General features: G+C 73.8%; 11 protein-coding genes. 5 read left to right on the top strand and 6 right to left on the bottom strand.

The window, feature by feature from the left end; all coding sequences use genetic code 11:
• From IG64_RS14115 to IG64_RS14105, 3 genes are all read right to left on the bottom strand, one after another.
• The coding region (locus IG64_RS14115) for a MarR family transcriptional regulator (RefSeq protein WP_037855550.1) at positions 1-240 on the bottom strand (240 nt) is incomplete at its 3' end.
• Positions 241-703: 463 nt separating this feature from the next.
• A complete protein-coding gene (locus tag IG64_RS14110; protein ID WP_037855548.1) occupies positions 704-1,147 on the bottom strand; it encodes a hypothetical protein in 444 nt (147 codons plus the stop codon).
• 335 nt (positions 1,148-1,482) lie between these two features.
• A complete protein-coding gene (locus tag IG64_RS14105) occupies positions 1,483-2,364 on the bottom strand; it encodes an NAD(P)-dependent oxidoreductase (protein ID WP_037855546.1) in 882 nt (293 codons plus the stop codon).
• A gap of 96 nt (positions 2,365-2,460) precedes the next feature.
• Here IG64_RS14105 and IG64_RS14100 point away from each other — a divergent pair, with 96 nt between their 5' ends.
• On the top strand, positions 2,461-2,868 hold the full coding sequence (locus IG64_RS14100; RefSeq protein ID WP_051812880.1) for a winged helix-turn-helix transcriptional regulator: 408 nt from the start codon (positions 2,461-2,463) through the stop codon (positions 2,866-2,868).
• Here IG64_RS14100 and IG64_RS14095 read toward each other — a convergent pair.
• Both IG64_RS14095 and IG64_RS14090 read right to left on the bottom strand, forming a co-directional pair.
• Complete coding sequence (locus IG64_RS14095) at positions 2,843-3,253, bottom strand: SRPBCC family protein (protein ID WP_037855543.1); 411 nt, start codon at positions 3,251-3,253, stop codon at positions 2,843-2,845. The two genes, IG64_RS14100 and IG64_RS14095, sit on opposite strands and share 26 nt — an antisense overlap.
• Before the next feature lie 104 nt (positions 3,254-3,357).
• Complete coding sequence (locus IG64_RS14090) at positions 3,358-4,635, bottom strand: spore photoproduct lyase family protein (protein ID WP_037855540.1); 1,278 nt, start codon at positions 4,633-4,635, stop codon at positions 3,358-3,360.
• 455 nt (positions 4,636-5,090) lie between these two features.
• On the opposite strand from IG64_RS14090, the gene IG64_RS14085 reads away from it, so the two are divergent.
• From IG64_RS14085 to IG64_RS14070, 4 genes are all read left to right on the top strand, one after another.
• Positions 5,091-5,789 (top strand): tectonin domain-containing protein, encoded by a 699-nt coding sequence (locus IG64_RS14085; RefSeq protein ID WP_037855535.1) that lies wholly within the window; start codon positions 5,091-5,093, stop codon positions 5,787-5,789.
• Positions 5,790-5,928: 139 nt separating this feature from the next.
• Complete coding sequence (locus IG64_RS14080) at positions 5,929-7,602, top strand: alpha/beta hydrolase (RefSeq protein ID WP_158771567.1); 1,674 nt, start codon at positions 5,929-5,931, stop codon at positions 7,600-7,602.
• A gap of 127 nt (positions 7,603-7,729) precedes the next feature.
• On the top strand, positions 7,730-8,629 hold the full coding sequence (locus tag IG64_RS14075) for a patatin-like phospholipase family protein (RefSeq protein WP_037855533.1): 900 nt from the start codon (positions 7,730-7,732) through the stop codon (positions 8,627-8,629).
• Positions 8,626-9,684, top strand: a complete 1,059-nt coding sequence (locus tag IG64_RS14070) for a 1-acyl-sn-glycerol-3-phosphate acyltransferase (protein ID WP_037855530.1) — start codon at positions 8,626-8,628, stop codon at positions 9,682-9,684. Before IG64_RS14075 ends, IG64_RS14070 begins: the two co-directional genes overlap by 4 nt.
• 232 nt (positions 9,685-9,916) lie before the next feature.
• On the opposite strand, the gene IG64_RS14065 is transcribed toward IG64_RS14070, so the two are convergent.
• A complete protein-coding gene (locus tag IG64_RS14065) occupies positions 9,917-10,909 on the bottom strand; it encodes a L,D-transpeptidase (protein WP_037855528.1) in 993 nt (330 codons plus the stop codon).
• Positions 10,910-11,044 lie beyond the last annotated feature (135 nt).

Here is an 11,044-nt window from a genome sequence, read left to right as displayed (position 1 = left end):
CCGGTCGATCCAGCCGCGGGCGGCGACGTGCGCGACGTGCCGGCTGGTCACCGACAGGTCCACGGCGAGCAGCTCGGCGAGCTTGCTCATGCGCATCTCACCGTGGCGCCCCAGCAGGGTCAGCACGGCGGCGGAGCCGGCCGGACAGTCGGACGGCAGGATCCGCCCCAGGTCCCGTTTCACGGCGCCGACGGCGCTGAGCTGACGCGCAAGCTCCTCGTACTGCGCCCGCTCGGCCATCACACCTCCGTAATCGTTGCTTGTAACAACCATAGAGGTGGTTAATTGCCTCGGGCACCTAAATCGGCCCGCACGACGCAAAACCTTGGCAAAGGCAAGCATTGCAAAGGTAAACGTCGGGAATGCCCTCGGCCGGTGACCGTTGCGAGGCGCCGGCCCGGGACCGGCGGCCAGGGCACGCCCCGCGGCGCCGCACCCTCGACACCCGGCCGCCTGGTGGTCGCCGGATCGAGGGGATCCGTACCGACCGGCCGGTCACGCCGCCCTGCCTGCCTGTTTGCCTGCCTGTCTGATTGCCTGCCTGCCTGCCGCAGCGAATGTGGTGGTGGACGGACGGAAGCGACACGGACGGCCTGAAGCGAGGCGGACCGCCGGAAGCGACACGGACGGCCTGAAGCGACGCGGACCGCCGGGAGCGACGCGGACCGCGTGGAGCGACTGCGCTCCGGAACCGGCGGAGCCCTCAGTCTCCGGACCAGCCCCAGAAGTAGATCTCCCGCGGCGTCCCCCGGTCGTCGTGCAGGACCGCGCAGCGGCCGTACCAGCGCTCGCGCGCGAGGTCCTGGATCGCCGGAAGGTGGTCGCGGGTCAGCCGGTCGGTGCCGGCGGCCCTGCGGGCCTCCTCGGCGGTCACCGGCCGCACCGCGCAGATCTCGGGCACCTCGTCTTCCCGCTGGACGTGGAAGACATCGAGGATCGAGTGGGTTCCGGAGTGCTGCGTCCACTCGTCGGCCCACAGTTCGTCCAGGGTCGACGGCCGCGGGCGGCGCTCGTCCTCGGACAGCCGGTCGTCGCCGCGCACCCAGTAGTAGTCACCGGCGAGGAACACACGCTGCCGCAACTCCTCCAGCGCGGCACCGAGGTCCTCCTGATACGGCACGTGGTAGTGCCAGTCCGAAGCGCCCATACCGCACCCCTCCGAGTCCCCGTCGTCGCGTCGGCACGTCACGAAGAACGCTAGCCGCCACCACTGACAGAGCGGGGAGGCCTGTGGCGGTGCTCGTACGCGGACGCGGGGGGCCGCGTCGCCGTCAGGCGGAGCGGCTGCCGGTGCTTTCCCTGACGCCGTAGGCCCGGCGGGCCTCTTCCACGCGGCCGAGGCGGGGCGACCACACGGCCGGTGCCGCGGACAACGGCGAAAGGCTGCGGCCGGGTTTTGCGCCGCCGCGCCGAGGGGCCGGGCGCAGCGTTGCGCCGGGGACCGTGGCCGGCACCCGACCGGGCCGCGCCCGCAGAGGGCGGTCAGCGCACCAGCAGGTCGACCACGCCCGTCAGGTCCTCCTCACCGCTGCCCTCGGCCAGGCGGCGGCGCATCAACCGGAAGTAGGGGGCAAGCAGTTCGGGGCTGACCCCCTGCTGCTCGGCGGTGTTCAGGAAGGTCGGCGTGCCGGCCACCTGCATGGCGAGGCCGGAGACGACGCCCTCGGTGTAGTCACCGCTGCGCAGTCGGGCGGCGGTCTCGTGGACCGCCGGGGCCATCGCCGCGAGCCAGTCGGCCAGCAGCGGGGCGAACGCCAGGGGGTCGATGTCTTCCTTCCGGATCAGGGCGAAGGCGTGCGCGGCACCGGCGAACATCCCGTACATCGCGCTGAGCAGCGCCACGTCGTGCAGGGCCGCGAAACCCGCGTCCTCGCCGACGTAGGTCGTGCCGGCCGGGACGCTCAGGGTCTCCCGGTGCCACTCGATCAGTTCCCGCGAGCCGCTGTAGAAGACGTAGCCGCCGGCCTCGGGGACACCGATCATCGGGGGGACGGCCATGATCCCGCCGTCCAGGTAGCGGGCGCCGCGCTCGCGGGCCCAGCCGGCGCGGGCGCGGGCCTGGGCGGGTGTGCCGGTGGTCAGGTTGACCACGTCCCGGCCGGTCAGGTCGGTGCCGGCCAGCACCTCCTCGACCGAGGTGTCGTCCAGCAGGCAGACGACGACCAGGGGGTTCGCCGCGACCGCCTCGGCGGCGGTGTCCGCGACCCTCGCACCCTGGGCGGCGAGTGCCGCGGCGCGGGCCGGTGTGCGGTTCCAGACGGTGAGGGGGTGGCCCGCGGCGAGCCAGGCGCGGGCGAGCGCGGTGCCCATGGCGCCGAGGCCCAGCAGGGTGAGGGGGGTCTTCTCGGCAGTGGTGTGTGTCATGCCGGTTAGGCTGGTCCCCCGCCCGGAGGTGATCAAGTACGCACTTGGGAGTGGGTGGTTACCCCGGGGTGAGCGAGCACGTCAGAGGGGTGGGGCATGACGACGCTGAACCGGCCCGGCACGGCGGGCGGACACGTCTGCGGCATCGACACCGCGATGGAGGTGATCGGCGGCAAGTGGAAGGTGCTGATCCTCTGGGCGCTGCACGAGCACCCCTGCCGCCGCTTCGGCGAGCTGCGCCGGCTGCTGCCGGGGATCACCGAGAAGGTGCTGGCCTCGCACCTGCGCGAGCTGGAGGCGGACGGGGTGGTGCGCCGCCTCTCCTACGACGAGGTGCCGCCCCGGGTCGAGTACTCGCTGACCGAGGACGGCACGCGCCTCAACGACGCGCTCGGGCCGCTGGCCGCCTGGGGCCGGGAGCGGCCGGCCCCTCCCGTCCGGGGGGAGGAGGCCGACCGGGGTGTGCCGCGGCGGGAGGTCAGGCGGACTCCATCAGCTTCTTGAGCCGGGCGAGGTCGGCGGCGACCATGCCGGCGTCCCGCTCGAAGTCGTCGTCGCTCGTCCCCGGCCGGCGGCGGAGGGTGAACACCACCTCGCTGCCCGTGCCGTCGGCGATCACCCGGACCGGGTTGTGGACGGTCTCGCCCGAGGGCAGGGTGACGTCGTGGTCGAGCACGCCCAGCTCGTTGCGTGGCGTGAAGGCGACCTCCACCCGCCCCATGGGGGAGGACGGCGCGATCCATCGGCCGTCGGTCTCCTCGATGGAATCTCCCAGCCCCTCGGCCCACGCGGGCAGGTTGGCCGGGTCCGACGCGTACGCGTAGACGTCCTCGGCACCGCGGTCGATGCGGACGCTGAGGTGGCGTGATTCGTTGCCGGTGCTGTTCATGGCCGTCACGGTAGCGGGCCGCCCGCAGCGTCCTCTTGGACGTATCGGACAGGGCCCGGGCCGGCCCCGGCGCTCCGTGGCCGCCGTGGCGCGGGGGCCACGGGTCAGAAGGCGTAACGGAGGGTGAGCCAGGGCGCGTGCGCGGCGATCAGTTCCCGTAGGCGCTGCACGGCGGCCCCTTTCAGACCGGTGCGGTAGCGGACGTTGTCGTCGCCGTTCTGCGAGCGCTTGGCCTGCTGGAGTTCCGGGCGCCACAGCAGTTCCTCGGCGCGGGGGTGCCAGCCGAGGTTGATCTCGTGCAGGCCGCGGTTGTGGGTGAGCAGGATGACCTCGGCGGCCGCCTGCGCCTTGACGGCGGGCGGGAGCACGTCGTCAAGGTGCCGCAGCAGCTCGGCCCAGGCCGCCTCCCAGCCGGGGCGCAGCACGACGGGCGACAGGTTGAAGTGCACCTCGTAACCGGCTTCCACGAAGTCCGCGGCGGCGGCGATCCGCTCGGGCACGGGGCTGGAGCGGATGTCCAGCAGCCGGGCGTCCTGCGGGGGCATCACCGAGAAGCGGACGCGGGTGCGTCCACGGGGATCGAGGCGGAGCAGGCCGCGGTTGACGAACTTGGTGGCGAAGCTGGCCTTGGCGGTCGGCCAGGCCCGGAACGCCCGGATCAGATCGGCGGTGTTGTCGCTGATCAGCGCGTCGACGGAGCAGTCACCGTTCTCGCCGATGTCGTAGACCCAGGCCTCGGGGTCGCACTGGTCCGGCTCCCTCTTGCGGCCCTGCTCGCAGACGTGGCGCTCCAGGCGGGAGATGATGCGGTCGACGTTGGTGAAGACGGTGATCGGATTGGCGTAGCCCTTGCGGCGCGGTACGTAGCAGTAGGCGCAGGCCATGGCGCAGCCGTTGGAGGCGCCGGGCGCGATCCAGTCGGCTGAGCGGCCGTTGGGGCGGACGGTCAGGGTCTTGCGGACGCCGAGGACGAGTGTCTCGGCCTTCACGCGGGCCCAGCGCTCGACGTTCCCCTCGTTGCCGTGCAGGTGCGGAACGCGCCAGTGCGAGTCGACCTCGATGAGGCGGGCCCGCGGGAACCGTGCCAGGATCTGCCGGCCGCGGGGCGAGGCGGCCGCCTCGGCCTCCGCATGGATCTCGCGGATCCGCAGCAGGCGGTCGGCGGCCGCGGACGGGTCCTCGGGCCACGGCCGGACGCCGGGCTCGGAGGCGGTCTCCGGCGCGGACGCGCTTCCGGGCCGGCCCTCGGTGCGGGGCCCGGGCTCGGTGCGGGGTCCCGCCTCGGTACGAGAGTCGGTGCGGGGTCCGGACGCGTCGATCAGGTCGGCGAGCGGGAACAGGCTCGCCTGACGCGCGCCGCGGGGATCAGGGGGTGGGGACATGGCAGCTCGTGGGGGGAATGAGGCGGGGCATGAGGTGAGGTACTGGTTCCTCCATTGTTCTCCATCGTCCCCCCGTCCGTTCTGCATCGTCCCCCGTCGGCGCCGGTCATGTTCCGGCCGGTCATGTTCCGGCCGGGACCGTACCGTCCTCCGCGGCAGGCCACGAGACGTCCTCTCGTGCGAGGGGGCGCCCGACCCCTGTTGCCCGCCGTCGTCGGATGGAACCGGGGTCGTCAACAGATCACCCGGCAGTGCCCCACACGAGCGAGCACGATTCGCGTCACATTGACGGTGGTCGCCGTGGGCGGCCACCTTGCCGCACACGGTGACCACGCACGCAAACACATCGTTCCGGACAACAGGGACGGCTGGCCATTAGATTCGCTTATCAGGAGAATCGTTCCGCTGGGGGAACCTCCGGGTGCATCGTCCCTGAGCGGAAAGGAGTCGTCCGCATGGCCGACTGGAAGCAGATCAGCGGTGGCCTGGTCCGGATCGCGGTGGGGTCCCGGACCAACGTCTGGGGAGTGAACTCGGCGGGGAACATCTACCGTTACACGAACAACGACGCCGGCCCGTGGCAGCAGGTCCCCGGCGCGCTCACCGACATCGGCGCGGGCGCGGACGGCACCGTGTGGGGCGTCAACTCCGCCGGGAACATCTACCGCTACACCGGCGACCAGGACACCAACCACTGGAAACAGATCAGCGGCGCTCTCGTACGGATCGCGGTGGGGTCCCGGACCAACGTCTGGGGTGTCAACAGCGCGGGGAACATCTACCGTTACACCAACGACGACGCCAGTCCGTGGCAGCAGGTCCCCGGCGCGCTCACCGACATCGGCGCGGGCGCGGACGGCACCGTCTGGGGCGTCAACTCCGCCGGGAACATCTACCGCTACACCGGCGACCAGGACACCAACCACTGGAAACAGATCAGCGGCGCTCTGAAGGCCATCTCCTCGGGATCGCGCACCACGGTGTGGGGTGTGAACGCGGGCGGGAACATCTACCACTACACCGGCAACGACGCGAACCCGTGGGTGCAGATCCCCGGCGGCCTCACCGACATCGGCACGGGCGCGGACGGCACCGTCTGGGGCGTCAACTCCGCCGGGAACATCTACCGCTACACCGGCGACCTGCCCGGCTGACCCTGATCCTCGCCGCCCCCAGCGGTGCCACCGGGGCCGGCCGCGTCCGGTGACCCGTCCGCCACTGCTGCCGGGCCTCGGCCTCAACCTCCGGCGCGCACCGGTGACTTGACGGTTCCGTCGCGCCATAGTGACCGGCATGACCACATCACCACGCGTCACTGGCGCACCAGGAAGGGCCGGCGCGACGCGGCGCCCGGCGCCCGGGGGACGGCCGCCGGCCCGGCGGAGGGCGCTGCGGGGAGCCGGGCTCGCCACGGCGGCGGCCTTCGTGACGGCGCTGCTCGCGGCGCCGGACGCGACGGCCACGACCGCGGCTGCCGGGACGACGGCGACGGCCACGACCGCGGCTGCCGGGACGACGGCGACGGCCGCCACGGCCACGGCGGCCGCGCCCACCGGCTCCGGTCCCGGGACGGCGGCCCTCCACTGGCGGGCGTGCCCGTTCCCCGGTGCGCCGGAGGAACTGCGATGCGCCTCGATCCAGGTGCCGGTGGACTACGCCCACCCCGAGGGGCCGACCACGACGGTGACCGTGGACCGTCTCCCGGCGACCGGCGCGCACCCGGTGGGAAGTCTGTTCTTCGATCCGGGCGGACCCGGCGGTTCGGGGACGCGGGTCGTGTACGCCGAGTCCCTCGGCTCCAAGGTGTTCTCCGCCGCCACCCGGGAGCACTTCGACGTGATCGGCCTGGACCCGCGCGGCATCGGGCTCAGCACTCCGGTGCGCTGCGATCCGGCGCTGCTCAACCGCCGCGTCTCCCTCTTCCCGCGGGACGAGGCCGCCTTCGAGCGCCTGGTCACCCGCAACCGGGAACTGGGCGAGAGCTGCCGCCGGCTCACCGGGCCGCTCGTGGACCACGTCGACACGGTCAGCGCCGCACGCGACCTGGAGGCGCTGCGCCGGGCGCTCGGCCAGGGCAGGCTCAACTACCTGGGGCTGTCCTACGGTTCGCAGCTCGGCGCCACGTACGCCGCCCTGTTCCCGCGGCACATCCGGACGCTCGCGCTGGACGGCGCGCTCGACCACTCCCTGCGGACGACGAGCCTGTTCCGCGACGAGGCGCACGCCTACGAGGACGCCTTCGACCGGTTCGCCGACTGGTGTGCGCACACCCCGTCCTGCGCCCTGCACGGCACCGACGTGCGGCGGCTCCTCGACACCCTGGTGGCGACCGCGGACCGTACGCCGCTGCCGGCCCCGCAGTGCGCCGAGGCGGGCGACTGCCGTACGACCGTGACCGGGGAGGACATCCGGTTCAGCCTGCAGAACCTGCTGCTCTTCCCGGCCCGGCGCGCCAACGCGGCCCTCGCCCTGCGGCAGGCCGCGGACGGTGACGCCTCGGCGTTCTCGCCCGCGCTCGCCGCCGGGCCGGCCGACGCCGTCATGAACGGCAGCGGCATCGCGGTCGAGTGTCTCGACTGGCCGACGCCGGTCCACACCCTTGCCGGCCTGCGCCGGCTGCGGCGGCTCGGCGAGGCGTCCGCGCCCCGGCTCGGCGGCGCGTCCCAGTCGTGGACCATTCTGACCGGATGTGCGGGCTGGCCGGCACCGGTGGTGAACCCGCCGCGTCCGCTCCGGGTCCGCGACGCGCCGCCCATCCTGATCACCAACGCCACCCACGACCCGTCGACGGCGTATCCGTGGGCGCTCGGGCTGCACCGCCGGCTGGCGTCGAGCGTGCTGGTGACCCGCGAGGGCGACGGCCACACCAGCTACCTCGCCCACGGCACCAGTCACACCCGGGACGCCATCGACACGTACCTGCTCACCGGCCGGACCCCGGCACCCGGCACGGTCTACGACGACTGAGCGGGCCGTTCGCGCAACTGCCGCACCGCGGTCTCGCCTTGGCCTGCGGCGGCCCCGGCAGAGGGGAGGCCGGCCCCTGCGGGGCCCGCCGCCGGTTCACGAGGCCCTGGCGGGGCACTCTTCGGTCATGGAGGACAGCCGACCCGCCCGCCCACCGGCCCGTGCTTTCGTACTGGGCGGCGGCGGTGCGCTCGGCGCCTACGAGGTCGGCATGCTGAAGGCCCTCTTCGCCGCCGGTGTGTACCCGGACCTGGTCGTCGGCACCTCCGTCGGCGCGATCAACGGTGCCGCCGTCGCGGCCGACCCGTCGCGCGCGTCGGTGGCCCGGCTCGCCGGCCTGTGGACCGGTCTGGGACGGGCGGGCGTGTTCTCCGGATCGCTGCTCGGGCGGCTGGGCACCGCGGTGCGCAGCGGCACCCACCTGTACCACCCCACGCCGCTGCGCGACCTCCTCTCCTGCCACCTCCCGGTGACGCGGGTCGAGGAGCTGGCCCTGCCGTTCCAGTGCGTCGCCGCGAACATCGAACGGGCCGCCGAGCACTGGTTCGCCGCCGGGCCGCTGGTGGACGCCGTGCTCGCCTCCTGCGCGGTGCCCGGGCTGCTGCCGCCCGTCCGGCTCGACGGCGAGCACTACGTCGACGGCGGCCTGGTCAACAGCATCCCCGTCGGCCGCGCGGTGGCGCTCGGCGCGAGCGAGGTCTACGTCCTTCAGGTCGGCCGCGTCGAACGCCCGCTCGCACCGCCGCGCGCCCCCTGGGAGGTGGCGCTGGTGGCGTTCGAGATCGCCCGCCGTCACCGGTTCGCCCGCGACATGGCGGACCTGCCGCCCGGCGTCACCGTCCGCGTGCTGCCGTCGGGCTCGGCCCCCGAGGAGGGCACCGGCGCCCTGCGGCAGTTGCGGCACCGCAGCTTCGGGCGCACCGCCGAGCGCATCGAGCGCGCCTACGCGGCCTCCTCCCGGTACCTGGACACCGTCCTCGGCCCCGCGCGCGGCGCGGCCGACGGCACGTCCGACGGCCCGCGATGACCGCGCCGGGTGCGCGTGCGGGCGGCCCGGCACGGCTCACCGGCCCGCTGGTCACCGGGCTGCGCCGGACCCTCACCACGGGGCTGCTGCTCGCCCTCCTGCCCGTGGTGGCCGCGCTGCTCGTGGTCGCGGCCCTGCTGGGCGCGCCGGTCTCGCTCGCCACACGCGGCCCCTGGAGGCCGGTGCGGATCGCGTGCTTCGCCCTGTTGTACCTCCTGGTGGACCTGGCCGGGCTGGTGGCCGCCGCCGGGCTGTGGGCGCGTCGGCTGCCCGAGGGTCGGGAGGGCGCGGAGCGGCGCGCCACGGACGCGTTCGCCGTGCTGGAGAGGCTGCTGAGCGTGCTGCGGCGGGCGGGCGAGCGGCTCTTCCGGCTCCGGGTGGAGGTGACGCCCCCGCTGCCGGACAGGAGCGGAGGGGCGGCGGGGCCCGTCCTGGTCCTCGCGCGGCACGCCGGGACCGGTGATTCCTTCCTGCTGCTGCAGACGCTGCTCAGCCGGGCCGGGCTGCGGCCCCACACCGTCCTGAAGCGGGTCCTGCGTGCCGATCCCGCTCTCGACGTCCTCGTCGGGCGCGTCCCCCACTGCTTCCTGCCCTCCTCCGGCCGGGACCGGGACGCCATCGGGGACCTGGCGGCGGGGCTGGGCCCGGGCGACGCCCTCGTGCTGTTTCCGGAGGGCGGCAATTTCACCCCGCGCCGCCGCAGGCGCGCCATCGCCTCGCTGCGCCGCCGGGGGGCGGCGGTCCGGGCCCGGCGGGCGGAGCGGATGCACCACGTCCTGCCGCCGCGCGACGCCGGTGCTCTCGCCGCCATCGCCGCCGCTCCCACGGCCGACGTGGTCTTCGTGGCGCACACCGGCCTCGACGTCGTCCACTCGGTCCGCACCGCCTGGAGCCGGCTGCCGCTGCGCGAGAGCGTGCGGGCGCACTGGTGGCGCGTACCGGCGAGCCGCGTGCCCGCCGGGGACGACGCCCGCAGCGAGTGGCTGCTCGGGCAGTGGGCCCGCGTCGACCGCTGGACGGCCGGCCACGCCGGCCCGGACGCCACCCGCGCGTGAGGCCCCGCCGCCCGGCCGAAGACCCGCGCGTGCGGCCTCCGCGCCAGGGCACAGACGCACGCGCGAGCCGCGCCACCCGGGCACAGGTCCCCGCGTCAGGCCCCCGCGCCCCGGCACGGACCCACCCGTGCGGCCCCGTCCGTCCGGGCGCGGGACAGACGTCGCGAGACAGACGTGAGGTCCCGCCGGCCGGGGACCTGCGGACGGTCGTCCGGTCCCCGGCCGCGGCGCGTCACAGCGAGGCGGTCGTGCTCTCCCCCGACGCGCTGCCCGCCAGCCACTTGTCCCAGCCGAGGTTGAAGTCGGCGTAGCCGTTGTCGGGATCCGCCTCGGCACGGGGCGAGCCGGTGATGGTGACGGGGTCGCCCTGCTTGACCTGGTCGTAGAACCACTTGGCGTCCGACAGGGAGAGGTGGACGCAGCCGTGCGAGCCGCGGGCGCTGCCGCTGCCCGGCTGGGGGTCGCCGGTCGAGTAGTGCACGTAGGTGCCGGACTGGGTGAGGTGGACGTCCCAGGGCAGCGTCAGGTCGTAGAAGTTGGGGCTGCCCTTGTCACAGCTTATGCCGACGCTGCAGGAGGTCATGTGGACCTTCTTCTGCTTGTCGATGACGGCCATCGTGCCGTTCCACGTCGGGTACTGGGCGCTGCCCGCGTTGATGGACAGGGTGCGGACCGCCCTGCCGTTGCGGGTCACCTTCATGGTGTGGCCGCGCACCGAGACGGCCGCGCGCACGTCGTCGCCGATCTTGAAGGTGTGCGTGTAGCCGTGCACGCCGTAGCGGCCGTTGCCGTTGGCGACGCCGGTCAGGTCGGCGTCGATCTTCACCGTCGTGCCGGAAGGCCAGTACTTCTCGGGCCGCCAGTCGGCGCGCTTGTCGCCGAACCAGTGCCAGGCGCCTGCCACCGGCTGCGAGGCGCTGACCTTCATGTGCTTCTCGACCGTGGCCCGGGCCTTGGACGCCACCGGGTTGCTGAAGACCACCGAGATCGGCATGGCCACCCCGACGGTGGTGCCCGTCTGCGGGGTGATCGTCTCGAGCAGCATCGGCGGCCCCGCGGGCTTCGTCGGTGACGGGGAGGCACTGGCACCGGCGCCCGGCTTGTGCGAACCCTTCGCGTCGGCACCGGTCGCCCGGTCACCGCCGTCGTGCCCACAGGCGCTCGCGCCCACCAGCACCGCGCCCATCACGAGTGCGATCCCTATGCCGCCCCTGCGCCGTCCCATTCCCTGCCTCGCTCTCTCGACTCCGATCCCGACGGGCCCACTCCCCTGCCAGGCTCACTCCCCTGTCAGACGGTGAAGGCATGGGGACGGGTTCCCCGGTACTTCGCAAAGCGTCTCTCAAGATTCGCTCCGTGA

This window comes from Streptomyces sp. NRRL S-340 (genome assembly GCF_000720185.1).
Taxonomy (GTDB): domain Bacteria; phylum Actinomycetota; class Actinomycetes; order Streptomycetales; family Streptomycetaceae; genus Streptomyces.
The sequence above is the reverse complement of the archived record's forward strand: the minus strand, read 5'-3'. Positions and strand labels throughout refer to the sequence as shown.